Origin of the sequence: Streptomyces coeruleorubidus, from assembly GCF_028885415.1 — a bacterium.
Taxonomy (GTDB): Bacteria; Actinomycetota; Actinomycetes; order Streptomycetales; family Streptomycetaceae; genus Streptomyces; species Streptomyces coeruleorubidus_A.
Map to the genome: position 1 here is coordinate 7799604 of NZ_CP118527.1, position 26189 is coordinate 7825792.

Consider the following 26189-nt stretch of genomic DNA (forward strand, 5'->3'; position numbering starts at 1 on the left):
GGGCATACCGTGAGGAGTCGTACGTCCGAACCGGGAGGAGAGTCGGGATGGGCAGCGGCAGCCGTACCGCGCTGGTCGAGGATCTGATGGAGCGATTCCCGCATGTCCCGCGGGAGGCCGTCTTCAAGGAGGACCTGCTCCGCGGCGGCGTGGCCTTCGACCCCTCCGCGCTCAGCGACAACGAGGGCGGCGAGGTCAAGCCGAAGTCGTACTTCATCTTCTCCTTCGACCACGGCACCCTGCCCGAACTGGGCGAGGCCGCGCTGCGCCGGCCGCCCGAGGAGATCATCCTCACCGGCGGCCCGTACGACCTGCGCCGGACCGTCGTCTCGGTGCGCGTGAACCCGGCCTCGCCGTACCGCGTCGCCGCGAACGAGGACGGCGTGCTCGGCCTCTACCTCGACGGCAAGCGGATCTCCGACGTCGGCGTGCCGCCGATGCCCGAGTACTACCGGCACACCCTCGCGAGCGGGAAGTCGGTCATGGAGGTGGCCCCGACCATCCAGTGGGGCTACCTGATCTACCTGACCGTCTTCCGGGTCTGCCAGTACTTCGGCGCCAAGGAGGAGTGCCAGTACTGCGACATCAACCACAACTGGCGCCAGCACAAGGCCGCCGGGCGGCCGTACACCGGGGTGAAGGACGTCGAGGAGGTCCTGGAGGCCCTGGAGATCATCGACCGCTACGACACGGCGAAGGCCTCCACCGCCTACACCCTCACCGGCGGCGCCATCACCAAGACCGTCGCGGGCCGCGACGAGGCCGACTTCTACGGCCACTACGCCAAGGCCATCGAGGAGCGCTTCCCCGGCCGCTGGATCGGCAAGGTGGTGGCCCAGGCACTGCCGCGCGACGACGTCCAGCGCTTCAAGGACTACGGCGTGCAGATCTACCACCCCAACTACGAGGTGTGGGACGAGTACCTGTTCAAGATGTACTGCCCCGGCAAGGAGCGCTACGTCGGCCGCGACGAGTGGCACAAGCGCATCCTCGACTCGGCGGAGATCTTCGGCGCGCGCAACGTCATCCCCAACTTCGTGGCGGGCGTGGAGATGGCCGAGCCGTTCGGCTTCACCACGGTCGACGAGGCCATCGACTCCACCACCGAGGGCCTGCGCTTCTTCATGTCGCACGGCATCACGCCCCGCTTCACCACCTGGTGCCCGGAGCCCACGACGCCGCTGGGCAAGGCCAACCCCCAGGGCGCACCCCTGGAGTACCACATCCGCCTGCTCCAGGCGTACCGGCAGACCATGGAGGACTTCGGCCTCTCCTCGCCCCCCGGCTACGGTCCCCCCGGCGCCGGCCGCGCGGTCTTCTCGGTCAGCTCCTTCATGGACAGCATCTCTGATCAGCTGAGCGATCCCGTGTAAGACGTAGTGTCTGGCGCGGGTTCTGTCCACCGTGGAGGGGTGGCGTGAGCGTGCAGGTGGAATCCCGCGCCCAGCGCTGCCCCTCGCGGCCTGTGCTGGCTGCTGGGTGTGCTGATCGTCGTCACGCCCTGGTACCGGTGGGCTGCGCGGGGCAGCCGCCTCCGGCCCGTGTGAGCGTGTCCCTCCGGACGCTTGCCCGCCGGACCGTATGGGCCGGTGGGGGAGGGTGCCCTGCGTCGCCTGGGCGCGGGGCGTGTGGAACGAGGCCGGGTTGGTCCGGTCTTGGACCGGTCCCGGCTGGTCTTCCCGGTGGTCGGTGCGACCACGGCTTTGGCTTCGAGTTTGTCCACCACGCTGCGGATGACCATTGCGCCGCTGGTGCGCTCGGTTACGGTCTTCGCCTGGTGGGTGAGGCCACGTGCGGCGATGCGCTTCCATGCCCCGGTGTCGCGGTCGCTCTGATATCCGCACGATGCGCAGATGGCCCACTTCCAGTCCGCAACGGTGGGCCGGTCGGGGGCCTTTCGGTGCCGCAGTGGTACCAGGCACTGCGGGCAGTGCTTGGAGGTGTTCCGGGCCGGGACCGTCGCGACGGCGATACCCACCTCGGCGGCGAGATGCCGCATGCGGTCCATGATCTGCCCGCGCACCTGCTGGGACATGCGGGTGTTCATGGTCCGGCCCATGCTCTTGGCCTCCATGGAGCGGAGGTCTTCGACATAGATCACTGTGGCACCGGCCGCGATGGCTTGGTCAACGGCCCAGCGGGCAGCGGACCACGCCAGAGCATCATTGAGGTTTGACCGGCGGTCGCAGACGTGCCGGAACTCCTCGGTCAAAACGACGTGCTTGGCCGCCAACGGGTGCTGGTCGTCACCGCTGGTGATCCGCTGGTACTGGTCGATCTTGGCGTGCAGGTGCTCGGACAGGTGGCGCAGGCGGTGTTGTTTCGCGAGGACACCGGTGGCGCGGAACATGCCGCCCGCGCCGACTGCGGTGATGGTTCCGTTGTCGTGCAGCCGGGCAACGCCCGCGCTGAGCAGGGTATTGAGGCCCCAGTCCACGCCGAGCGCGACCGTGTGCCCGGTGCAGCTGGGTCTTGGGGACAGGGTGGGTGTAGGCGAGATCGACCCGCACCCGGCCTTGATGGATGCGCAGGGTGGGAAGGTGCAACACCGCGTTCGGCGGGATCGTGGACGGCAGCACGAGGGGGCAGGCGACCCATGTCCAGTCCCGGTAGGACTGCGGGTCGGGGCGGGTGGGGAGCTGCAACCGCAGCAGGGCCCGGCCTGGATCGCCCTCATGCCGCTCGATGGTGGCCTGCTGCCCGTCGCACGCGGACAGCAGCAGCATCCTGGCTGTCCGAGGCGACGCCTCAACCTCGAACAGGTCGGCCGGCATCCGGTCGCGCTTGCGGATGAACGAGGCGATCTGGCGGGTGCGGGACTTGATGATGCTCGAAGGCAGGAGCTCCCCGCCAGGAACAGCATCGCGGACGGCATCCCACTCCTGCGGCGTGCGATTCGCCGGATCGGTCGGCCACGTCCTGATGACACCTACGGCCAGGTCTGCGCGCCACTTCGCCGACCGCAGAGCACGCCCGGTCTGCTCCTGCGCCATGCGCACAATGCGGTCACTGACCTTCACGCCCTCCGCAGGGGCGACGGTCCAGCCGAGACGCCGCAGCGCCATCCAGGCGTTCGATGGCAGCGTCCTGCCGCCCGCGTCCTGCCCGGAGGCCAGCGTGTCCACGGCGGTGGCGTTCCAGTGCTCAGCGGTCAGGGAGGCGACCATGCCGGATACCAGATCCACGCACCAGCCGACACGCTCCGCCCCCACCGAAGCGGGCAGGACCTCGCCGGTCTTTTCATCAACCGCTGTGTCAGGACGGCGCGGCCGCAGGCAGTGCGGGATGTCTCGCCCTCGCGGAGCGGCAGCTTCCGGCTCATCGGCCCCCCTTTCCGCCCGTGGTGCTGTCATCCGATCAACGACACTCCCGCGAAAAGGTCACGTATTCGATCGGCACACTCACATACGACACCGACACCGGTACCAGGACACACGGCATGACGCCGACGGAAACGACGCATCGCTACGGTTCCCAAAGGAGAATGGCGACCCTGCTGGCGGACGAACCCACCGCTGTTTGATAACGCTTCGATGACGTCGTCCATCATTGCGGTACGGCGTTGAGTCGCAGGGCGGTTGTGTCCGTACGGCATACCGACGCCGGAGCCGTGGGGGCACGCCGCCCTATCCTGATATCTGAACAGGGCGCTTGTCAGTTGTGTGGGTGGCGTGAAAAGCTCTTGCCCTGCCTCGAGGTTCCCCCCAACTCCATTGCCAATACGGTGAGTTGACCTCGCTTGTGGATGCAGGAGACCCATGCCCGACCTGCCGACCCCTCAGGACGCCGCCGAGGCCGCGCTGTTCTCCGAGTGCTGGGACGCGGTCCTCGCCTACGCCGACCTGTGCACGTCCGGCTCCACGGCCGCCGCACAGCTGGGCCGCGAGGCGTTCGCACACGGCACACGTGAGGCCCGCGCGGCCGAGACCGGCGTGGTGCGCAGCGCCGGCCGCCGCGCCGCCCGGCTGCCCCGGATACCCCTGCTGCTGACCGCCGTACGCACCACGGCAGCAGCGTGGGAAGAGGAGGGCCAGGGCCACAAACTCGACCCCGACCTGCGCCTGTGGCTCAACTCGGACAAGGCCGCCCGCTACACCGGCCCGCCCTTGACGCGCCCGCTCGCGCTGCGCGGCCTGCGCGACCTCCAGCAGGCCGACGCGGCACTGCTGTGGCTGGCCGAGGTGGAGGCGCTGCCGCTGCCCGTGGTCGCCCGCCGCCTGGGCCTCGACCCGGCCACCGCCGCCGACGAACTCCAGCAGGTGCGCACCCTGTTCCGGGACCGCTGCCACCGCAACCACCTCGACACCCCGATGGACGCCCAGTGCCGCAGCTACGCCCGGCTGCTGGACGCCGTCACCCGCTCCTCGGCCGCCGACACCCCGGTCGACCTCTCCCGGCACCTCGCCACCTGCGTCCAGTGCGCCGAGGCCGCCGCCTGTCTGCGGCTGCACGGCGGCGGACTGCCCGGGGCGCTGGCCGGCGGGGTGATCGGCTGGGGCGGCCTCGCCTACCTGGAGCGCCGCCGCCGCGCCGCCGAGGTACGGCTCGGCGCCGGCCGCCCCGGCCCGGCGGACAAGGCGACCGGAGAACCGGATGAGGCGGAGCAGAAGGCGCGCGTCGCCCGCAACGGCCTCTTCGTGGCGGCCGTCCTGGTCTCCGTCCTCGCGCTCGGCGTCTCGCTGATGCCCTTCGGCGGCTCCGACGACGACTTCGGGGCACGCGACGACGCCGGCCGTCAGCCGGTGGCCGACCCCAACCCCGACCCACCCCTGCCGTCCGCGCCCACTCTGCCTCCCGCGACCTCGAAGCCGGCCGACAAGGCCACCGAGGACACGAGCAAGTCGGAGAAGCCCGGCAAACCGGAAGACAGGAACCGCCACACCGAACCGCAGGGCACCTCCTCTCCCACGGAGGGCGGCGAGAGCGAGGACCCCGCCTGCCGGGTCGAGTACGACCTGGTCAACCAGTGGCCCGACGGCTTCCAGGCCACCGTCACCGTCACCAGCAGCAAGTCCCTCGACTCCTGGCGCGTGTCCTGGTCCTTCCGAGACGGCCAGCAGGTCGGCCAGATGTGGGACGCCTCCGTCTCCCAGGACGGCTCCCGGGTCAGCGCCACCGCCGCCGACTACAACAAGTCGGTCCCCGCGGGCGGCGACCTGGCCTTCGGCTTCCTCGCCTCCTGGCGCGGCAAGAACTCCCCGCCGTACGACTTCACGCTGAACGGCCAGGACTGCGCGAAAAGCAGTTGACGCGACTTGGCCGTGACGGGATACCGTGACGGCGGTTCCACGAAGGGTCGAGGGATCACGAAGAGCCGAGGATCGAGGAGGTGTTGACCGATGGCTGTCATTGCGATGGGCGCTGCCCGCATCCAGGAATCCATCAAGTCCACCTCCGTGGCCGCCGGCTGATCCGACCGACTGTCGGGCCGGGGGCCGACCTTGGGAAGGGTCACCCTTGACTTCCAGCTCTGCCTCATCCGTTTCCTCCGCGCTCGCCCCCTACGGCTGGGACGACGCGTGGGCGGACGAGTTCGCCCCCTACGTCACCGAAGGACTGCTGCCCGGACGCGTGATCCGGGTCGACCGCGGGCAGTGCGACGTCGTCACCGCCGACGGCGTGCTGCGCGCCGACACCGCCTTCGTCACCCCGCACGACCCCCTGCGGGTCGTCTGCACCGGCGACTGGGTCGCCGTCGAACCCGGCGGGAACCCGCGTTACGTCCGCGCGTATCTGCCACGCCGCACGGCGTTCGTCCGCTCCACCTCCTCCCAGCGGTCCGAGGGGCAGATCCTCGCGGCCAACGTCGACCACGCCATCGTCGCCGTGCCCCTCTCCGTCGAGCTCGACCTCGGGCGTATCGAACGGTTCCTCGCGCTCGCCTGGGAGTCCGGGGCGCAGCCCGTCGTCGTCCTCACCAAGGCCGACCTCGTGCCGGAAGCCGAAACCGTCGCCCACCTCGTCCAGGACGTGGAGACCAGCGCGCCCGGCGTGCCGGTGGTGCCCGTCAGCTCGCTGGGTGGGGACGGTCTCGACGTGGTCGCGGCGATCGTCGGCGGTGGTACGTCCGTGCTGCTCGGGCAGTCCGGCGCGGGCAAGTCGACCCTCGCCAACGCGCTGCTCGGCGAGGACGTCATGGTCGTCCAGGCCACCCGGGACGTCGACGGCAAGGGCCGCCACACCACGACCACCCGCAACCTGCTCGCCCTGCCCGGCGGGGGCGTCCTGATCGACACACCCGGACTGCGGGGCGTCGGGCTGTGGGACGCCGAGAGCGGCGTCGGGCAGGTGTTCTCCGAGATCGAGGAACTGGCCGAGCGGTGCCGCTTCCACGACTGCGCCCACGAGGCCGAGCCCGGGTGCGCCGTGCTCGCCGCCATCGAGTCCGGTGAACTGCCGGAGCGGCGGTTGCACAGCTACCGCAAGCTCCTGCGGGAGAACCAGCGCATCGTCGCCAAGACGGACGCCCGGCTCCGGGCGGAGATCCGCAAGGACTGGAAGCGCAAGGGCGCGATCGGAAGGGCCGCGATGGAGGCCAAGCGCGGACCGCACTGGCGTTCGTAGCCGCCCGGTGTCCGAAGCGCCGTGTCCGATTTCCGCCAGCGGCAGCCCCGTCGACGGCGGAGACTGGACACCGTGAGGGACGAGGACACAAGGGACGAAGACACGGGGGGAGACCCCCGGTACGAAGCCGTACGCAGTCGTGACGGGCGTTTCGACGGCGCCTTCTTCTTCGCCGTCGAGACGACCGGCATCTACTGCCGGCCGAGCTGCCCCGCGGTCACCCCGAAGCGGGCCAACGTACGGTTCTTCGCCACGGCCGCCGCCGCGCAGAGCTCGGGCTTCCGGGCCTGCCGGCGGTGCCGGCCGGACGCCGTGCCCGGCTCCGCCGAGTGGAACGTCCGCGCGGACGTGGTGGGCCGGGCCATGCGGCTGATCGCCGACGGCGTGGTCGACCGGGAGGGCGTCGCCGGGCTCGCCGGACGGCTCGGCTACAGCGCACGGCAGGTGCAGCGGCAGCTCACCGCGGAGCTCGGCGCCGGGCCGGTCGCCCTCGCCCGCGCCCAGCGGGCCCACACCGCGCGCGTCCTGGTGCAGACCACCGACCTGCCGATCACCGAGATCGCGTTCGCCTCGGGCTTCGCCAGCGTGCGGCAGTTCAACGACACCATCCGGGCCGTGTACGCGTCGACCCCGAGCGAGCTGCGCGCCGCCGCACCGAAGAGCGGGCGGGCCCGTCGTACGGCCACCCCGAACGCCGGGATCCCGCTACGGCTCGCCCACCGCGGCCCCTACCAGGCCGGTACCGTCTTCGACCTGCTGGAACGCGAGGCCGTGCCCGGCATCGAGGAGGTCGGCGGCCCGCCCGGCGCACGCACCTACCGGCGCACGCTCCGCCTCCCGTACGGCACCGGCATCGTCGCCGTCGACGAACGCCCCGGCACCGCCAGGACCGGGTCCGGCGCCCACCCGGGCGGCTGGCTCGACGCCCGGCTGCACCTCACCGACCCCCGTGACCTCACCACCGCCGTACAGCGGCTGCGGCGGCAGTTCGACCTCGACGCCGACCCCTACGCCGTCGACGAGCGCCTCGGCGCCGACCCGGTGCTCGCCCCCTTGGTCGCCGCCCGGCCCGGCCTGCGCTCGCCGGGCACCGCCGACCCGGAGGAACTCGCGGTACGCGCACTGGTCGGCCGGGCGGAGGCGGAACGGCTCGTACGGCGCTACGGCAAGGCCCTCGACGCCCCCTGCGGCAGTCTCACCCACCTCTTCCCCGAGCCGGCCGTCCTCGCCGGCGCCGAACCCGGCGGCACCCTCGGCGCGCTCACCGCCGCCCTCGCCGACCACGCCGTACGCCTGGACCCCGGCGCCGACCGGGACGACGCGCAGGACGCCCTGCGTGCCGTGCCCGGCCTGGACGCCCGCACGATCGCCGAGATCCGCACCCGCGCCCTCGGCGACCCGGACGTGGCCCCACCCGGCGCCGACGTCCCCGACAGCTGGCGCCCCTGGCGCTCGTACGCCCTGAACCACCTGCGCGCAGCAGGGAAGTGGGAGTTGTGATGACCTCGACGTACTGGACGAACGTGGCCTCCCCGCTCGGGCCGCTGCTCCTCACCGCCGCCCCGGACGGCGCGCTGACCTCGCTGTCCGTGCCCGGGCAGAAGGGCGGACGCGTGGTGCGGGACGACTGGCGGCAGGACCCGGGGCCCTTCCGCGAGGCCGGGGAGCAACTCGCCGCCTACTTCGCCGGGGAACTGAAGGAGTTCCGGCTGGCGTGGCGCACCGACGGCTCGGTCTTCCGGGAGAAGGTCTGGGCCGCGCTGGACGACATCCCCTACGGCTCGACCGTGACCTACGGCGAGATCGCCGCGCGCATCGGAGCGTCCAGGGCGGCCGTACGGGCCGTGGGCGGGGCGATCGGCGCCAATCCGCTGCTGGTGCTCCGCCCGTGCCACCGCGTGATCGGGGCCGACGGGACACTGACCGGCTACGCGGGGGGCCTGGAGCGCAAGGTACGGCTGCTCACGCACGAGGGTGTCCTCTAGGAGCTGAAAACGGCCCCCACCCATGCCGCCGCGATCACCTGGCAGGTGAACAGTTCCACCAGCACGCTGGAGCCGCCCGAGCGCATCGCCGTGCGCAGGGCCGCGACGGCTTCGGCGTGCCGGCCGAGGCGGAGGCGTTCGGCGAGGTAGATGCCGGCCAGGAAGCCGGGGATCGCGCCGATGACCGGGAGCAGGACGAAGCCGAGGGTGGATCCCGCTCCGGCGTAGCCCAGCATGCGGTGGGTGGCGCCGCTCGCCCGCAGCCGCCGGGGTGGCAGGGCCCAGCGCACGCCCTGGGAGACGAACATCAGGGCCGTGGCTCCCACCAGGACCCACCATGCGACCGGCTGCGGATCCTTCAGCGCCCACCACATGACCGCGGCCCACACCAGCAACGACCCGGGCACCGCGGGCAGCAGCACTCCGTACAGACCGAGCAGGATGACCAGCCCGACCAGCAGGAGGTCCCACACTCCCATCCAACCAGCCTGCCGGAACGCGGGAGAAGGCGCAGGTCAGAAGCGTGTTCGTGGTCCAGACCCGCAGGTCAGCCGGTCGCGGCCACCGATACGCCCCATATCGCATGACCGTTCTACGGCTCACTCGACGCGCCGTTCGCGGTGCCGTGGAAGGCCGGTTTTTCCACAAGCCCCGTTTTCATCCGGCCCGTGCGGTGGACAATTAGGGGCATGAGCCAGCAGGGGGGAAGGCCCACCGGTCCCGAGGACGACTGGTGGGGGCAGTTGTACGACGACTCCACCGGCGACACGGGTCCCGCACCCGCACCCGATTCCCTCGACGACCGCTTCGCCTCGGCGGCGGGGGCGGTGGGCGACCGGGGCGTTTCCGTCTCCGGACCGGTGGTTCCGGCGCCTCGGGCAGGGGCCGACGACACCATGGACACCCCACGTGCCTCCGGCCCGCCACCGCAGCGCGCCCCCTGGGAACCACCGCCCGCGCGGCCCACGGGCCCGGTGACCTTCCCGACCGCGGTGAAACGGCAGGGACGGGAGCGGGAACCCGGGGACGGTGAGCGGACACGGACGGGCGGGCGAACGCCCACGGGCGGCGCGGCCGGGTCGTCCACGCCCCACAGCCAGTCGGACAGTCCGGGGGAGCCCCCCGCGGCGACGATCCCCACCGCGCGGAAGTCCCCCGCCCCACCGACCGTCCCCCCGCCACCCCCGGCCCCTCCCTTCTGGCCGAGCCCCGAGGGCCGTTCCACCACGGCGGGCGCCCCGCCCAGGGGACCCACAGCGCCGACAGCCGAGCCCGGCCCCGGCGGGGCTGCGGCCGGTGCCCCCGATCCGGGCGGCGCTGAGTTCCCCGAGACCGAGCCCGACGAGGCCGCGATCCGCGTCCCCCGGGCCGGCGGGACCGCATCCCGCGCCCCAGCCGATCCGCCGCCCTCACCACCACGTCCCGCCGATCCGCCGCCCCCACCACGTCCCGCCGACCCGCCGCCACCACCACCGCCCGACCAGCCCGAACCCGCCTTCGAGCGCCCCGCGTACGCCCCCCGGCCGCGTGGCTACGTCGGCTCGCGGCCGCCCACCTACGATGCCGAACCCACCGCCCTCCCGCTCGCCGATCCCGATGAACTGGACGACCTGGTCGCGGACACCGAGCTCGACGGGGCCCGGTACGGGGCCTGCACGTTGCGGGCCGTGTCCGTGCGGGGGGACTCCGCGCGGTATCGGGGGGAGCCGCGGCGGGATTCGTTGCTGACCGCCCGGTTCGGCACCGGCGAGCAGGCGTTGCTGCTGGTGGCGATGGCGACCGGGACCCGGGCCACGCCGGGGGCGCACCGGGCCGCCGCCGAGGCCTGTCACTGGATCGGGCGGGCCGTCGGACGCAGTCACACGCGGCTCGTGGAGGACATAAGGGCGGGGCGGCGCGGCGACCTCAAGTCCGGGCTGCACCGCCTCACCGACCGCAGCCTCGGCAAGCTCCGCGCCAGCGCCGCCGAACAGGGCGTCGCCCCGGAGGAGTACGCGGCCGGCCTGCGCTGTCTGCTGCTGCCCGCCGACCCCGAGTGCCGTACCCGCGTCTTCTTCGGCGTCGGGTCCGGCGGGCTGTTCCGGCTGCGGGACGGCGAGTGGCAGGACATCGAACCGCAGGTCGCCGAGATCAAGGGCGAACCCGTCGTGGGATTCGGATCGCCGCCCTCCGAGACGCCCGAGGGCGACCGGCTCACCATGGACCTCGGCATACCGACCCCGCCCAGCCCCTACGAGCCGGCCCCGGAACCACCCCGCGAACCCTTCCGCTTCCGTACCTCCGTCGCCCGCCCGGGTGACACGCTCCTCGTGTGCAGCGGCGGCCTCGCCGACCCGCTGCGCGGCGAACCCGAACTGGGCGACTACCTCGCCGAGCGGTGGTCCCGCCCCGAGCCGCCCGGCCTCGCCGCGTTCCTCGCGGACACCCAAGTACGGGTCAAGGGTTACGCGGACGACCGTACGGCCGCGGCCGTTTGGGAGGCGTGACGGCGTCTCATGTGACTTGAGGGAACCCGGAGGGATCTCATGAGACCGAAGGGGCAGACGAGAGCCATGGCCAAACAGAACGTCGCGGAACGGCTTACTTGGGCAGCTCCACAGAGAACACCGGACCCTCTGCGTTCGGATCCTCCGACCCGACGTAGCTCACGGTCCCGCCCTCGTCGCCGACGTCGAGTACGAGCGTCCCGGTGACGGACTGACCCGGCTTGTACGTCGTGTCGAGATCCTGGCCTTCGCCGACACCCTCCAGCGTGGAGGCGTCCTGTGCGGCAGTGTCGGTGCTCTCCCACTGCATCATGCCGTAGGACGAGAACTCAGCCGGCGCCGTACCCACGTTCTTCAACGTCAGCGTCAGTTTCACGTACTCGCCGTTCTGCGGCTCGTTTGACGTGTCGATCTGCTCCGCAGTCACGTACTCCGCGCTGACGACCTTGACCGACATCTTCGACGTGACCTTGTAGTTCTCGCCGTACTCGTCGGTCTTGCCAGTCTCGAACTCTCCCGTTTCCCCGACTTCCAGAACGGGACCAGGGGCGGACGAGGACCCCGTTTCCGACGGCTCCTCCGACGGCTGTTGCTCAATGGGCTCCGCTGAGGCGGACAGCTTCGGAGCCGCGTCGTCGCCGGAGTCGCTTGCTGACGAACAGCCCGTCAGCAGGACGGCGGATATCAGGACTGCCGGCACGCAGGCACGGCGAATGTAGGCGCGCATGGCGCATCCCCCCCATGACTCGGTGGCCTCCCCTGGCCACACGGAGCAGCAAGCGTAAGGCATCGGCGCAGGACGAGGAGGCGTTACGGCCTGGTCAGGAGGCACGCGCAGAGCCCGCCTTCCGAAGGACTGGCCACGCAGGAGAGCCCGTGTGCTGCGCAGGGACAACTACGCATGCACCATGGTGTTCTCCGACGAGCGTGTCTGTGGGCTACCTGCTACAGACGGGGACCATCCAGATGTGCCGTCCGGAGAGGTTGGTGACGCGCGGACAGATGGGCGACTTCGGCGACGCGCCCGTGCCCGTGCCCGCCTTCAAGAAGACCACGACCACTGCCGTCAACAAGCTGTACCGGCCGGGAAACGACGGGCAAGACCGTCGTACTTCGGCCAACTTCACCGGACCGCCGCGCAGGGATACCGGCTGCCCCAGCCCTTCGCCGTGTACGGAAGGATCGGCAGCCGGCCATCGGCAGTTCGTCCGATCTCCGGCGGTCAGGATCCACAGCGGGACGCCCACCGGCTACCCTCTTGTCCCCCTCCTCCCCGCCGCCGTACCGCTCAGGAGCCCTCCGCCCGGCCCGCCGGCCCCGGCCACGTGGCCGAACACCCGGGGGTTGACGATTCGACATGACTGTCGCGTTCCCGACGGGGCATGGATCCCCGTGAACGTGTTCGAGCTGGAGGGGAACCGACATCGGCGCGCAGGCGGGGGTCATGGAGAGGCAGGCACGAGGAGGTGGTCCCATAACGATCGGGGCCTTCTCGGCGAAAACGGTGGAGGACAAGGCCGAAGACGTCACGGAGCAGGCGCCGGCGCCTCAGTTGAGGCGCAGACTCGGGCGGGCGGACCTACGGGCCGTGCCGGAGGCCCGCAGGGCCCTGCGGGAGCTGCTCGGGCAGTGGGGGAGGACCGCACGATCGGACGTGGCGGAACTGCTCACCAGCGAACTCGTCACCAACGCGATCGTCCACACCGACCACGACGCGGTCCTGACGGCCACCGTCGGACCGCGTGGACTACGGGTGGAGGTACGGGACTTCGTGGCCCGCCGACCCCGGCTGCGCGTACCGGTCGCCGACGACGGTACGAACGGCAGGGGCCTGTTCCTGGTGCAGTCCCTCGCGGACGCCTGGGGGGTCAGGGCGCACGGAGTGGGCAAGGCCGTCTGGTTCGAGCTGGAGGCCGAGGCGGCGTGAACGGAGAAGGGGCGCGGCCCGCAGGCCACGCCCCCTTCCCGGCTCCGTGCGGCTCGGTCAGCCGAACTGCTGCTCCAGGTCCTTGAGCTTGCGCTCCAGGGAATCGAGGCGCGGCAGCGCCATGGTGTCGTCCTCAGCGGTGAGGTCGACGGTCACCGGGTCAGCTCCGCGGCGAACGGGCTGAAGGGAGGGACGCGAGGGGACGGGCAGTTGCTCCGGCCCGGATATGGCAGGCTCCGCGGAGACCTGCGAGGAGCCGCGCTCCACCTGCACCTCCAGCTGCCGGCCGCCACCGCCACCGCGGCCGAGGTAGCCGCGGTGACCGCGGCTGATCGCCTTCAACTGGGCCCGCTCCACGCGCTGCTGGTCGCGGCGCCGCTGCCGGTCGGCGTCCTTCTTGCGCTTGTCCTCGCGCACCTCGTCGACGGCCTCGTCCAGGCTGCGCACACCCTCCAGGAGCATCAGCGACCAGGCCTTGTACGTCTCCCGGGGGGCCCGCAGCCAGCGCACGATACGGATCTGCGGCAGCGGGCGCGGCACCAGGCCCTGCTCCCGCAGGGCGGCCCGGCGGGTCTGCTTCAGCGCGCGGTCGAAGAGCACCGCCGCCGAGAGCGACATGCCCGCGAAGAAGTGGGGGGCACCCGCGTGGCCGGCGCCCCTGGGCGCGTGCACCCAGTTGAACCAGGCCGCGGCGAACGCGAACGTCCAGACCAGTATCCGGGAGCCGAGCGCGGCGTCACCGTGGCTGGCCTCGCGCACCGCGAGCACGGAGCAGAACATCGCCGCGCCGTCCAGGCCGAACGGGACGAGGTACTGCCAGCCGTCGGAGAGCCCGAGGTTCTGCTCGCCGAAGCCGACCAGGCCGTGGAAGGAAAGCGCGGCGGCGACGGCCGCGCAGCAGAAAAGAAGGACGTAGGAGACGGTGCCGTAGAGGGCCTCCTTGCGTCTGCGGCGTTCCTCGCTGCGCTCCCAGGAATCGTCCGCGCTCGTGTCTTTGACCGAGGAGCGCTTGCCGCGCGCGAGCACCGCCACCGCCGCCAGCATGCCCAGGAGAAGCACGGCGCCCGGAAGCAGCCAGTTCAGCGATATGTCGGTCAGTCTCATCTGGGTGGTCCTTGCATTGGGATAGGGCGTAACGCCCGCCATAGTGGCCCAATCCCACCGGCCCTCAGGGGGTTTCGGGGCAAGAGGCCGCCAAGGAAGTGCAAGGGATTGCCCAGGGCGGCATTCTGCTCGAACTGCCGCGTGAGGGGCGAGAGTTGAGTTCGAAGAAGACTACCCGCACGGGTGGTTCCACGGAAAGTTGCCGTGACCCGTGAGGAAGTTGTGAATCGGCTGCACGCATGTGGGTGGCCGGTTTCGTGATGATCTTACGAGGTGGTGGGGGCTGCTCGGCCCGTGTCTGCCCGTGGTGACTCAACCGGCCGTGGCCAGCAGCTTGGTGACCCGGTCGGCGTCGCAGGTGCGCGGGCAGGTGGCGCAGGTGTCCTCGGGGCGCAGGGTGTAGAACATGCAGCAGCTCGCGCGGTCCCGGGTGCGCAGCGGCTCGCCGCGGGGGCCGGTCAGCTCGCGGAAGGCCGCCGTGCCCACGTACGGCTTGGTCGCGCCCGGCAGGAGCAACTCCAGCTCGCGCATCGCACGCCGCTCCTCGATCTCGCCGAGCAGTTGGGCGACGTACCAGAGTCCCTCGACGATCTCGTCCGTCGCCATGCCCCACAGGGCCCGGCCGCGGCGCCGCATCCTGGGTCCAAAACCGGCCAGGACCGGCTCCATGTGCGCGGCGACCGCCGACCGCACCTCGGCCCGCAGTGCCTCCTCGTCCGGGACGACCCGGGCGCCGGGCAGCGCGGCGGCCTCGTCGCCGGGCAGACAGGCGAAACCGGCCGGGCGGACGGCCAGGTGGCCGACGGGGTGGCCGGGGGCGGTGCGGTCGTACGAGACGTGCGTCACGGGATAGCGGGGCACGCGGTGGTGCAGGAACCAGGGGACGGTGATCAGGAGGCAGGCGGGCCAGGCGTATCGGTGCAGGCCGAAGCTGGCGATCACGTCGGGGCGTGCCTGCCGGTCGTAGTCCCGGCGGATCTGGGCGTCGTCCCAGGACAGGAAGGCGTCGAGGGCGGGACCGGCTTCCGCGAGCGCGGCGGCGGTGATCCAGTTGCCGCCCTGGGGAGCCTCGTCCTCGGCGGTCAGTTCGGTGATGGCCAGCCCCGGGAGGACCTCGGCCAGACGGGCGTACGCGCCGGAGAGGGTCGAAGGGGGCAGGGGCATGGGATCACCGGTCCGCGTCTGTTGAACGGGTCGCTTGAAGGTAAGCCTTACCTTACCCAAGATCGCTGGGATTTGAACTGACGGCCGGTGCGCTTATCGTGCTTGACGGACGAGTAACAACCCGCCGTAATGACCCCAAGTACCGATACGTCCGGAGGAGGAGCCGTGAAGCAGGGCGCGCAGGGCTCTTCCGCCGAGGCGGGGGTGCCGAGTGCCGAGGTTCCGGGTGGACAGGTCAGGGTGCCGCAGCAGCCTGGAGTGGCGGATGTGGGTCGGATGAGGCCTGGGGCTGGTGGGGCCTGCGAGGTGGTCCGGGGGGAGCACACGCACAGTGAGCCCGCCCTGCCGTCCGCTCCGCGAGGCCGGCCCGTCGTGCAGCGGTCCTCGGTGCGCGGGCAGATCGTGGACGCGCTGCGGGCCGCGCTGGTGGCCGGGGATCTCAGGCCCGGGGAGGTGTACTCGGCGCCGGTGCTGGGCGAGCGGTTCGGCGTCTCCGCGACGCCGGTACGGGAAGCCATGCAGCAGCTGGCCATCGAGGGTGCCGTCGAGGTCGTGCCGAACCGCGGGTTCCGGGTGGTCGAGCGGGGGGTGCGGGAGCTGGCGGAGCTGGCCGAGGTGCGGGCGCTGATCGAGGTGCCGGTGATGCTGCGGCTGGCCCGCACCGTGCCGGCGGAGCGCTGGGCCGAGCTGCGTCCCCTCGCCGAGGCGACGGTCCGCGCGGCGTCCTCCGGCTGCCGCGCGACCTACGCGGAGTCCGACCGGGGGTTCCACCGGGCCGTGCTGTCCCTCTCCGGGAACGAGCAGCTCGTCCAGATCGCGGAGGACCTGCACCGGCGGGCGCAGTGGCCGCTGGTCGGGAGCGGGCCGGGGATGCGAGGCCGGGCTGATCTGGTGGCGGACGCACATGAACACACGGCGTTGCTGGACGCGTTGATCGCCCGGGACCTGGACGTGGTGCGGGCGCTGGTGGGGGAGCACTTCGCGGGCGCGGGCTGAGCGGGGCGCTTGCGCTTGCTCGCCGGTGGGGGCGCGGGCCTGCGCCTACGTGGTGGTTGTGGGCCGGGGCCGCGCCGGGGGTGTCCGTCCTCGGAACGGCGCGATGGGGTTGCGTACCGACTAACTCCCCGTTGACGCGCCAACCGCTGCGGGCGGAGACCCCCCGACACGTCCCCTTCCGTGCGTACGCGGGTGCGGCTGCCTCTCAGCTGAGCTGCGGGCCGCCGGTCCGCCTAGCTGCGGGCAGTCGTGCCGCTGAGGGCGGTACGGGTGGGCGCAGCGGCACCTCGTCGCGCCGGGCGGACCCACCCGGCCCGGGCAACAACGCCGGGCACCTTTCAGCGCCGTCAAGCCGTCGCCGCCGGCGGAGCCAACTGCCGCGCCAACCACGTCGGCACACCCCCGAGCAACCGGAACAACCGCCGAGCCTCCTCCCGCAGCCGGGCCGCCTCCGGCTCGGTCTCCGTGTCGGCGAGGGACACCAGCGCCGGCGCCGTACCGACGAGATAGCCCAGTTCCTCACGGATCCGCAGCGACTCCGTGAAACCGTGCCGCGCCTCCGCCAACTCCCCGTCCCGCAAGGCGAGTCCGGCCAGATGACGCCATGTGAAGGACAGCAGCAACGGGTCGGACTGCGCCGTCGCCCCCGCGTGCGCACGGCGGTACGCGGCACGCGCCGCCTGCGGCGAACGCGCCAGGTTCTCCGCGAGCAACCCGCGACGGAAGTCCAGCAGGGCCCGCTGCTCAGCCCCCGGAGGGATCAGCGCCGCGGCCCGCCCCAGCGCCGCCCGCGCCTCGTCGGCCCGGTCGCGCACCGCGAGCACCGTCGCGGCGTAGGCCAAGTACCCGCGTTCACAAGCGGCCGCGCCCCGCTCGTCGTCGCTGTGGGCCAGCGCCTCGGCGGTGCGCAGGGCGTCCTCGGCCTCCTCCCAGCCCTGTTCCGTGTACAGACACCGTTCCACCAGCAGCGACGCGCGTTGCAGCGCCGCCGCGGGGGTGTCCGGTAGCAGCAGGGCGGCCGCGTCGGCCCAGCACGCGCGTGAGCGCAGCCGCCATACCGCGGTCTGGAGGGGATCGTCACCGGCGGTCGTTCCGTTACCAGACATGGCGGTATGCGCCACGTTGCCCTCCCCGAGCACGCCATCGAGCTGTTGAGTGGTGGCGGCATCTCAGCACGAATCGGAGGGCCGGGCCAAGAGGGTGGGTGAAGGATTTCACAAAGTCGTGGGACTCCGGGGCGCCCCGGGTTTGGGCCGGACACCCCGCGGCTCAGCTCATCCGCAGCGCCAGGAAGAAGTCGAGCTTGTCCTCCAGGCGCGACAGGTCGCGGCTCGTCAACTGCTCGATGCGGCCCACCCGGTAGCGCAGTGTATTGACGTGGAGGTGGAGCCGGGTGGCGCAGCGGGTCCAGGAGCCGTCGCAGTCCAGGAAGGCCTCCAGGGTGGGGATCAGCTCGGCGCGGTGGCGGCGGTCGTAGTCGCGGAGGGGGTCCAGGAGGCGGGCCGTGAAGGCGCGGCGGACGTCGTCCGGGACGAAGGGCAACAGCAGGACGTGGGAGGCCAGTTCCTGGTGGCCCGCCGCGCAGACCCGGCCCGGGCGGGCCGCGGCCACCCGGCGGGCGTGGCGGGCCTCCTCCAGTGCGCCGCGCAGGCCCTCCGCCGAGTGCACGGCCGCACTGACGCCGAGTGTGAGGCGGCCGTCGTCGTTCAGGCCGGCCGTCAGGGGGTCCCGTACGGACTCCAGGAGCGCGTCCGCGAGGACGCCGGTCTCGGAGCCGTCGGGCTCCGTCGCGACGGCTGGGAGCGGGACGAGGGCGATGGCCTCGTCGCCCGTGTGGGCCACGGCGATGCGGTCGGAGGGTTCCGGGCCCGCCGACAGGGGGTCGACGAGGATCTCCTCCAGCAGGGCCTGGGCGACCGGGCCGCCCTCGACGTCGCCGCCGTCCCAGTCGACGCGGGCCACGACCACCTGCCAGTGCGGCGCGGCGCCGAGGCCCGGCAGCAGGACCGGGGCGGCCACCCGGAGGCGGGCGGCGATCTCGGCGGGGGCCGCGCCCGCCTGGACCAGTTCCAGGATCTCCTGGGCGAGGCGGCGGCGGACCGTGCGGGCGGCGTCCCGGCGGTCCCGCTCGACCGCGATCAGCTGGGTGACGCCGTGGAGCAGGTCGAGGCGCTCCTCCGCCCAGTCCCCGGCGTCCGCCTCGACCGTCAGCAGCCAGTCGGACAGGACGGTCTCGCGGGCGTCCCGGGCGGCCTGCGGGGAGCGGCCCGTCGAGCGGATCGGGAAGAGGGAGTAGGTGGTGCCGCCCAGGAGGACGCGGTGCGGGGCGCGGCGGCCCGTGCGGGTGGCGGTCAGGTGTTCCGCCGCCAGCCGGGCGCAGGCCTCGGCGGGGAGGGCGGGGCCCTGCGTCTTCGGGCCCGCGATCAGGCGGCCGGTGGGGGAGAGCACCCAGGCGCGCAGGTCCAGGTCCGAGCCCAGCAGGTCCAGGACCACGTCCGGGCCGCCGCCCGCCGGGCCCGACGTCATCATCCGGCGGTGGCGGTCGACCACGGCCGCGAGGTCTCCGGCCCGCTCGCCGGAGACCTGCCGTACGACGTGCTCGGTGATCGTCGCGAATGCCACCGACTCGTGCACCGCGAAGAGCGGGAGGCGGTGGCGGGCGCAGGCCGCGACCAGGTCGTCCGGTACGTCCCCGAGCTCGGCCTCGCCCGCGGCGAGGGCCGTGACTCCCTCCTGCACCAGGATCCGGACGAAGGGCTCCGAGTCCGCGGCGTCCCGGCGCCAGGCCAGGCCCGTGAGCACCAGCTCGCCGCCCGAGAGGTAGCGGCTGGGGTCGCGCAGGTCGGTGGTCATCACACCGCGCACGGTGCGGTCCAGCTCGTCCTCGCCGCCGAGCAGCTTGAGGCCCAGCGCGTCGGTGTCCAGCAGTGCGCGCAGCCGCATTCTCGTCGCCGCCGTTCTTTGTCTCGAAATCTATGGTGGATCTTGGTGGGGTATGCGGTGAACGTCTGTTCGGTGGGCTGGTGGGCGATGTTCGTCGCCCTCCGAGCGTGTCCCGGCTGTGTCCCAGGCCACGCGGCTGTGTCGCGCGTTTCCACAGGAAAACGAGGAGGTTTCTGATGGCCTCCGTTCATACGAATCTACAAGATGCCCGTCCTGGCCAGCCAACTCCTTCATGGTTTCCGTGACTGACCCCGCCCGAGCACCGCCCTGTGTACTGAGTCCACCACGCGTTAACAGCACATGAACGAGCCGGGACCGCCGCACACGGATTGGCTCAATCTGAACGCCCCACAAGACGAAGAAGAGAGCCGGTCATGGACTTCCTTCGCCCCGCCAGCTGGGAGGAGGCGCTCGCCGCGAAAGCCGAGCATCCCACCGCTGTGCCGATCGCGGGTGGCACCGACGTGATGGTCGAGATCAACTTCGACCACCGCCGGCCCGAGTACCTCATGGACCTGAACCGCATCGGCGACCTCTCCGAGTGGGAGGTCGGCGAGGAGAGCGTGCGGCTGGGTGCCTCCGTGCCGTACACGATGATCATGGACAACCTGCGCGCCGAGCTGCCGGGGCTGGCCCTGGCCTCGCACACGGTCGCCTCCCCGCAGATCCGCAACCGCGGCGGCGTCGGCGGCAACCTCGGCACCGCCTCCCCGGCAGGCGACGCCCACCCCGCCCTGCTCGCCGCGGGCGCCGAGGTGGAGGTCGAGTCGGTGCGCGGCTCGCGTCGTATCCCGATCGACGAGTTCTACACGGGCGTCAAGCGCAACGCGCTGGCCCCCGACGAGCTGATCCGGGCCGTGCATGTGAAGAAGGCCGACGGGCCGCAGCAGTTCTCCAAGGTGGGGACCAGGAACGCGATGGTCATCGCCGTGTGCGCCTTCGGGCTCGCGCTGCACCCCGAGACGCGGACCGTGCGGACCGGCATCGGTTCGGCCGCTCCGACCCCCGTTCGGGCCAAGGCCGCCGAGGAGTTCCTGAACGCCGCTCTGGAGGAGGGCGGCTTCTGGGACAACGGGAAGATCATCACCCCGTCGGTCGCCAAGCAGTTCGCGGACCTGTGCTCCGCCGCCTGCAACCCGATCGACGACGTCCGGGGCACCGCGAGCTACCGCCGCCACGCGGTCGGCGTCATGGCCCGCCGCACGCTGACCTGGACCTGGGAGTCCTACCGCGGCACCCGCCGCACCACAGAGGGAGCTGCGTGATGCGCGTCAACTTCACGGTCAACGGCCGTCCGCAGGAAGCCGACGACGTGTGGGAGGGCGAGTCCCTGCTGTACGTGCTGAGGGAGCGGCTCGGCCTGCCGGGCTCGAAGAACGCCTGCGAGCAGGGCGAGTGCGGCTCGTGCACGGTCCGGCTGGACGGTGTGCCGGTGTGCTCGTGCCTGGTGGCGGCGGGGCAGGTGGAGGGCCGCGAGGTCGTCACCGTCGAGGGCCTCGCGGACTACGCCAAGCAGCGCGCCGAGGGCGGCTGCGCGAGTGGCGCCTGCGGTACGACGCTCCAGAACGCCCGGCAGTGGGAGGCCAAGGGCACTGACTCGCAGACCGGCGAGGGCACCGAGCTCTCCCCGATCCAGCAGGCGTTCATCGACGCCGGCGCCGTCCAGTGCGGCTTCTGCACGCCCGGTCTGCTGGTCGCCGCCGACGAGATGCTGGAGCGCAACCCGACCCCGACCGACGCGGACATCCGCGAGGCGCTGTCGGGCAACCTGTGCCGCTGCACCGGCTACGAGAAGATCATGGACGCGGTCCGCCTCGCGGCCGCCCGGCAGGGAGAGGCGGTCTGATCATGTCTTCCCCCAACGGAACGCCCACCAAGATCACCCAGGGCTCGCACACCAAGGGCGGCATCGGCGAGTCCACGCTCCGCCCGGACGGCACCCTCAAGGTCACCGGCGAGTTCGCGTACTCGTCCGACATGTGGCACGAGGACATGCTGTGGGGGCAGATCCTCCGGTCGACCGTCGCGCACGCCGAGATCGTGTCCATCGACACCAGCGAGGCCCTGGCCACGCCGGGCGTCTACGCCGTGCTGACGTACGACGACCTGCCGACCGACGTGAAGAACTACGGGCTGGAGATCCAGGACACCCCGGTCCTCGCCCACGGCAAGGTCCGCCACCACGGCGAGCCGGTCGCGATCGTCGCCGCCGACCACCCGGAGACCGCGCGCCGCGCCGCCGCCAAGATCAAGGTGGACTACAGGGAACTGCCCGTCATCACCGACGAGGCCTCCGCGACCGCTCCCGACGCGATCCTCGTCCACGAGAACCGCGACGACCACCACGCCGGGCACGTCCCGCACCCGAACATCGTCCACCGCCAGCCGATCGTCCGCGGTGACGTGGAGGCGGCCCGCGAGCGGGCGGACGTCATCGTCGAGGGCGAGTACACCTTCGGCATGCAGGACCAGGCCTTCCTCGGCCCCGAGTCCGGCCTCGCCGTGCCGGAGGAGGACGGCGGCGTCCACCTCTACATCGCCACCCAGTGGCTGCACAGCGACCTGCGCCAGATCGCGCCCGTGCTCGGCCTGCCCGAGGACAAGGTGCGGATGACGCTGTCCGGCGTCGGCGGCGCGTTCGGCGGCCGCGAGGACCTGTCGATGCAGATCCACGCCTGCCTGCTGGCGCTGCGCACGGGCAAGCCGGTCAAGATCGTCTACAACCGGTTCGAGTCCTTCTTCGGGCACGTCCACCGCCACCCGGCGAAGCTCTATTACGAGCACGGGGCCACCAAGGACGGCAAGCTCACGCACATGAAGTGCCGGATCGTCCTGGACGGCGGCGCCTACGCCTCCGCCTCCCCGGCCGTCGTCGGCAACGCCTCCTCCCTGTCGGTGGGCCCGTACGTGATCGACGACGTGGACATCGAGGCCATCGCCCTCTACACCAACAACCCGCCCTGCGGCGCCATGCGCGGCTTCGGCGCGGTTCAGGCGTGCTTCGCCTACGAGGCGCAGATGGACAAGCTGGCGAAGAGGCTCGGCATGGACCCGGTGGAGTTCCGGCAGCTCAACGCCATGGAGCAGGGCACGATCATGCCGACCGGGCAGTCGGTCGACTCGCCGGCCCCGGTCGCCGAACTCCTGCGCCGCGTCAAGGCGATGCCGATGCCGCCGGAGCGCCAATGGGAGTCCAGCGAGGGCGCCGACGTGCGGCAACTGCCGGGCGGCCTGTCCAACACCACGCACGGCGAAGGCGTCGTACGCGGTGTCGGCTACGCGGTCGGCATCAAGAACGTGGGCTTCTCCGAGGGGTTCGACGACTACTCGACCGCGAAGGTCCGGATGGAGGTCGTGGGCGGCGAGCCCGTCGTCACCGTCCACACGGCCATGGCCGAGGTCGGGCAGGGCGGTGTCACGGTCCACGCGCAGATCGCCCGCACCGAACTGGGCGTCACGCAGGTGACCATCAACCCCGCCGACACCCGGGTGGGCAGCGCCGGTTCGACGTCGGCCTCCCGGCAGACGTACGTCACCGGCGGCGCCGTGAAGAACGCCTGTGAGCTGGTCCGCGAGAAGGTGCTGGAGACCGGCCGCCGCAAGTTCGGGTCGTACCACCCGGCCTGGGCCACGGCCGAACTGCTGCTGGAAGGCGGCAAGGTCGTCACCGACGGCGGTGAGGTGCTGGCCGACCTGGTGGACGTCCTCGGCGAGGACGCCGTCGAGGTCGAGGAGGAGTGGCGGCACCGGCCGACCGAGCCCTTCGACCTGCGCACCGGCCAGGGCAACGGGCACGTGCAGTACTCCTTCGCCGCGCACCGCGCCGTCGTCGAGGTCGACACCGAGCTCGGCCTGGTGAAGGTCATCGAGCTGGCCTGCGCCCAGGACGTCGGCAAGGCGCTCAACCCGCTGTCCGTGCTCGGCCAGATCCAGGGCGGCACGACACAGGGCCTGGGCGTGGCGGTCATGGAGGAGATAATCGTCGACCCGAAGACGGCGAAGGTGAAGAACCCCTCCTTCACGGACTACCTGATCCCGACCATCCTCGACACGCCGACCATCCCGGTCGACGTCCTCGAACTCGCCGACGAGTACGCCCCGTACGGGCTGCGCGGCGTCGGCGAGGCCCCCACCCTGTCGTCGACCCCGGCGGTCCTCGCGGCCATCCGGAACGCGACCGGGCTCGAGCTGAACCGGACTCCGGTACGGCCCGAGCACCTGACGGGTACGTCACTCTCCGAGGCCTGAGCAGGAGAGTTCCGTCCGGGGGACCACGTCCCCCGGACCCCCTTCGTTCGTCTCGGGCCGTCCCCCGGGTCGTGCATCCCAACCCCCTATGAAACTTGGGAGTAGGCCCACATGACCCAGCAGTCACTGGAGCCGAGGACCACAGCCGAAGACGCGGGCGAAGGCACCCGCGTCCCGGCCGGACGGTCCTGGCTCGACCGGTACTTCCACATATCCCACAGAGGGTCCACGGTCGCGCGCGAAGTGCGCGGCGGCGTCACCACCTTCATGGCGATGGCGTACATCCTCCTGCTCAACCCGCTGATCCTGTCCGGCAAGGACGCGGCGGGGAACACCCTCGCGCAGCAGGGCCTGATCACCGCGACCGCGTTCGCGGCGGCCCTCACCACCCTGCTGATGGGTCTCGTCGGCAAGGTGCCGCTCGCCCTCGCCGCCGGTCTCTCCGTCTCCGGAGTCCTCGCCTCCCAGGTCGCGCCCGAGATGACCTGGCCGCAGGCGATGGGCATGTGCGTGATGTACGGCGTGGTCATCATGCTGCTGGTCGTCACCGGCCTGCGCGAGATGATCATGAACGCGATTCCGCTCGCGCTCAAGCACGGCATCACCATGGGCATCGGCCTGTTCATCGCCCTCATCGGCTTCTACAAGTCCGGCTTCGTGCACCAGGGCGAGGCCACCCCCCTCGCGCTCGGCCCGGCGGGCGAACTGGCCGGCTGGCCGGTGCTGCTCTTCGCCGGCACCCTGCTGCTGATCTTCATGCTCCAGGCCCGGAACATCCCGGGCGCCATCCTCATCGGCATCGTCAGCGGCACGGTCGTCGCCGCGATCCTGAACGCCGCCGGCGTCATCGACCCCAAGCAGTGGGCGGCCGGCGCCCCCGAGCTGCACGGCGGCGCGGTGTCCATGCCCGACTTCTCGCTCTTCGGGGACGTGGAGTTCGGCGGCTGGGGCGAGGTCGGCGCGATGACCGTCGGCATGATCGTCTTCACGCTGGTGCTGGCCGGGTTCTTCGACGCGATGGCGACCATCATCGGCGTCGGCACCGAGGCCGAGCTCGCCGACGACAAGGGCCGGATGCCGGGCCTGTCCAAGGCGCTGTTCATCGACGGCGCCGGCGGCGCGATCGGCGGTGTGTCCGGCGGCTCCGGCCAGACGGTGTTCATCGAGTCGGCCACGGGCGTCGGCGAGGGCGCGCGCACCGGCCTGGCCTCCGTGGTCACGGGTCTGTTCTTCGCGGCCTGCCTGTTCTTCACGCCGCTCACGGCGATCGTGCCGCAGGAGGTCGCGTCCGCCGCCCTCGTCGTCATCGGCGCGATGATGCTGATGAACGCCCGGCACGTGGACTGGGCCGACCGGGCCACCGCCGTCCCGGTGTTCCTGACGGTCGTCCTGATGCCGTTCACGTACACCATCACCACCGGTGTCGCCGCGGGCGTCATCTCCTACGTCGCCATCAAGACCGCCCAGGGCAAGGTGCGTGAGATCGGCGCCTTCATGTGGATCCTGACGGCGGTGTTCCTCGTCTACTTCGCCCTCAACCCGATCGAGAGCTGGCTGGGCGTCCACTGACGCCCGTCGCAGCCTTGTCGCTCGCAGCCTTAAGGAGACCGAGACAGATGCTGGACATCGCCGAGGAGCTGAACCGGTGGGTCGAGCAGGGCCGTGACTTCGCCGTGGCCACCGTGGTGGCCGTCGGCGGCAGCGCGCCCCGCCGGCCGGGCGCCGCGCTCGCGGTGGACGCCGACGGCACGGCGATCGGCTCGGTCTCCGGGGGCTGCGTGGAGGGCGCGGTCTACGAGCTGTGCGAGCAGGCGCTGCGGGACGGCGAGACCGTCCAGGAGCGCTTCGGATACAGCGACGACGACGCCTTCGCCGTGGGCCTGACCTGCGGCGGTGTCATCGACATCCTGGTCACCCCGGTACGGGCCGGCGATCCGGTCCGCCCGGTGGTCGCGGCCGCGCTCACCGCCGCCGCGTCCGGGGAGGCGGCGGCGGTGGCGCGGATCGTGTCGGGCCCGCGCGAACTGACGGGCCGGGCCCTGCTGGTCCGCCCCGACGGCTCCTACGACGGCGGCTTCGGCGCCCATCCCAAACTGGACCGCACGGTCGCCGCCGAGGCGGGCGCGCTTCTGGACGCCGGCCGCACCGCCACCCTGGACATAGGAGAGCAGGGCTCACGCTGCGGAGCACCGCTCACGGTCCTGGTCGAGTCCTCGGTCCCGGCGCCCCGCATGATCGTGTTCGGCGCGATCGACTTCGCCTCCGCCCTGGTCCGTGTCGGCAAGTTCCTCGGCTACCACGTCACCGTGTGCGACGCGCGCCCCGTCTTCGCGACCCGGGCGCGCTTCCCGGAGGCCGACGAGATCGTCGTCGACTGGCCCCACCGCTACCTGGAGCGCACGGACGTCGACGCCCGCACGGTCCTGTGCGTCCTGACCCACGACGCCAAGTTCGACGTGCCCCTGCTGAAACTGGCGCTGCGGCTGCCGGTGGCGTACGTCGGTGCGATGGGCTCCCGGCGCACTCATCTGGACCGCAACGCCCGCCTGCGCGAAGTCGGCGTGACGGAGCTGGAGTTGAGCCGACTGCACTCGCCGATCGGCCTGGACCTCGGGGCCCGTACGCCCGAGGAGACGGCCCTGTCGATCGCCTCGGAGATCGTCGCCGTCAGGCGCGGCGGCAGCGGGGTCTCGCTGACCGGGGCCCATACGCCGATCCACCACGAGCCGGAGTCGAAGGCGGTGGGGCGGATCGGGTCGGTGGCCTGAGGCA

At 71.7% G+C, this 26189-nt stretch carries 20 protein-coding genes; 13 read left to right on the forward strand and 7 right to left on the reverse strand.

Annotated elements, in window-relative coordinates; translation table 11 throughout:
• The first annotated feature begins 47 nt into the window (after positions 1-47).
• Complete coding sequence (locus PV963_RS36065) at positions 48-1373, forward strand: radical SAM protein (protein ID WP_274820662.1); 1326 nt, start codon at positions 48-50, stop codon at positions 1371-1373.
• On the opposite strand, the gene PV963_RS36070 is transcribed toward PV963_RS36065, so the two are convergent.
• Positions 1352-2437, reverse strand: coding sequence for a zinc ribbon domain-containing protein (locus tag PV963_RS36070; protein ID WP_274820663.1), 1086 nt, complete (start codon positions 2435-2437; stop codon positions 1352-1354). The genes PV963_RS36065 and PV963_RS36070 overlap by 22 nt on opposite strands.
• 1321 nt (positions 2438-3758) lie before the next feature.
• Here PV963_RS36070 and PV963_RS36075 point away from each other — a divergent pair.
• The 4 genes from PV963_RS36075 (at position 3759) to PV963_RS36090 (ending at position 8549) form a co-directional block, all read left to right on the forward strand.
• The gene (locus PV963_RS36075) at positions 3759-5249 is read left to right on the forward strand and encodes a cellulose-binding domain-containing protein (protein WP_274820664.1); all 1491 of its coding nucleotides are present in this window, start codon (positions 3759-3761) and stop codon (positions 5247-5249) included.
• Between the two features lie 208 nt (positions 5250-5457).
• On the forward strand, positions 5458-6564 hold the full coding sequence (gene rsgA / locus PV963_RS36080; RefSeq protein WP_274820665.1) for a ribosome small subunit-dependent GTPase A: 1107 nt from the start codon (positions 5458-5460) through the stop codon (positions 6562-6564).
• A gap of 72 nt (positions 6565-6636) precedes the next feature.
• On the forward strand, positions 6637-8064 hold the full coding sequence (locus PV963_RS36085; protein WP_274820666.1) for a DNA-3-methyladenine glycosylase 2 family protein: 1428 nt from the start codon (positions 6637-6639) through the stop codon (positions 8062-8064).
• Positions 8064-8549 (forward strand): methylated-DNA--[protein]-cysteine S-methyltransferase, encoded by a 486-nt coding sequence (locus PV963_RS36090; RefSeq protein WP_274820667.1) that lies wholly within the window; start codon positions 8064-8066, stop codon positions 8547-8549. Before PV963_RS36085 ends, PV963_RS36090 begins: the two co-directional genes overlap by 1 nt.
• On the opposite strand, the gene PV963_RS36095 is transcribed toward PV963_RS36090, so the two are convergent.
• Complete coding sequence (locus PV963_RS36095) at positions 8546-9028, reverse strand: DUF456 domain-containing protein (protein ID WP_274820668.1); 483 nt, start codon at positions 9026-9028, stop codon at positions 8546-8548. The two genes, PV963_RS36090 and PV963_RS36095, sit on opposite strands and share 4 nt — an antisense overlap.
• A gap of 210 nt (positions 9029-9238) precedes the next feature.
• On the opposite strand from PV963_RS36095, the gene PV963_RS36100 reads away from it, so the two are divergent.
• Positions 9239-11035, forward strand: coding sequence for a protein phosphatase 2C domain-containing protein (locus tag PV963_RS36100; RefSeq protein ID WP_274820669.1), 1797 nt, complete (start codon positions 9239-9241; stop codon positions 11033-11035).
• Positions 11036-11129: 94 nt separating this feature from the next.
• Here the strand turns inward: PV963_RS36100 and PV963_RS36105 are convergent, their stop codons facing one another.
• Entirely contained in the window at positions 11130-11762 is a 633-nt protein-coding gene (locus tag PV963_RS36105) for a DUF4352 domain-containing protein (protein WP_274820670.1), read from the reverse strand.
• 717 nt (positions 11763-12479) lie between these two features.
• On the opposite strand from PV963_RS36105, the gene PV963_RS36110 reads away from it, so the two are divergent.
• Positions 12480-12962, forward strand: a complete 483-nt coding sequence (locus PV963_RS36110) for an ATP-binding protein (RefSeq protein ID WP_274820671.1) — start codon at positions 12480-12482, stop codon at positions 12960-12962.
• 57 nt (positions 12963-13019) lie between these two features.
• On the opposite strand, the gene PV963_RS36115 is transcribed toward PV963_RS36110, so the two are convergent.
• Together PV963_RS36115 and PV963_RS36120 are read right to left on the reverse strand one after the other, a co-directional pair.
• Complete coding sequence (locus PV963_RS36115) at positions 13020-14066, reverse strand: DUF2637 domain-containing protein (protein ID WP_274820672.1); 1047 nt, start codon at positions 14064-14066, stop codon at positions 13020-13022.
• A gap of 312 nt (positions 14067-14378) precedes the next feature.
• Positions 14379-15230, reverse strand: a complete 852-nt coding sequence (locus PV963_RS36120) for a (2Fe-2S)-binding protein (RefSeq protein WP_274820673.1) — start codon at positions 15228-15230, stop codon at positions 14379-14381.
• A 165-nt stretch (positions 15231-15395) separates the two neighbouring features.
• Between PV963_RS36120 and PV963_RS36125 the strand changes: the two genes are divergently transcribed.
• The gene (locus tag PV963_RS36125) at positions 15396-16226 is read left to right on the forward strand and encodes a GntR family transcriptional regulator (RefSeq protein ID WP_274820674.1); all 831 of its coding nucleotides are present in this window, start codon (positions 15396-15398) and stop codon (positions 16224-16226) included.
• A 347-nt stretch (positions 16227-16573) separates the two neighbouring features.
• Here the strand turns inward: PV963_RS36125 and PV963_RS36130 are convergent, their stop codons facing one another.
• Positions 16574-17347 (reverse strand): hypothetical protein, encoded by a 774-nt coding sequence (locus PV963_RS36130; protein WP_274820675.1) that lies wholly within the window; start codon positions 17345-17347, stop codon positions 16574-16576.
• Positions 17348-17495: 148 nt separating this feature from the next.
• On the reverse strand, positions 17496-19169 hold the full coding sequence (locus PV963_RS36135) for a PucR family transcriptional regulator (protein WP_274820676.1): 1674 nt from the start codon (positions 19167-19169) through the stop codon (positions 17496-17498).
• A 374-nt stretch (positions 19170-19543) separates the two neighbouring features.
• On the opposite strand from PV963_RS36135, the gene PV963_RS36140 reads away from it, so the two are divergent.
• From PV963_RS36140 to PV963_RS36160, 5 genes are all read left to right on the forward strand, one after another.
• A complete protein-coding gene (locus PV963_RS36140) occupies positions 19544-20434 on the forward strand; it encodes an FAD binding domain-containing protein (protein WP_274820677.1) in 891 nt (296 codons plus the stop codon).
• Entirely contained in the window at positions 20434-21015 is a 582-nt protein-coding gene (locus PV963_RS36145) for a (2Fe-2S)-binding protein (protein WP_274820678.1), read from the forward strand. Before PV963_RS36140 ends, PV963_RS36145 begins: the two co-directional genes overlap by 1 nt.
• A gap of 2 nt (positions 21016-21017) precedes the next feature.
• Positions 21018-23417 (forward strand): xanthine dehydrogenase family protein molybdopterin-binding subunit, encoded by a 2400-nt coding sequence (locus PV963_RS36150; RefSeq protein ID WP_274820679.1) that lies wholly within the window; start codon positions 21018-21020, stop codon positions 23415-23417.
• Positions 23418-23528: 111 nt separating this feature from the next.
• Complete coding sequence (locus tag PV963_RS36155) at positions 23529-24986, forward strand: NCS2 family permease (protein ID WP_274820680.1); 1458 nt, start codon at positions 23529-23531, stop codon at positions 24984-24986.
• A gap of 47 nt (positions 24987-25033) precedes the next feature.
• Positions 25034-26185, forward strand: coding sequence for an XdhC family protein (locus tag PV963_RS36160; RefSeq protein WP_274820681.1), 1152 nt, complete (start codon positions 25034-25036; stop codon positions 26183-26185).
• Positions 26186-26189 lie beyond the last annotated feature (4 nt).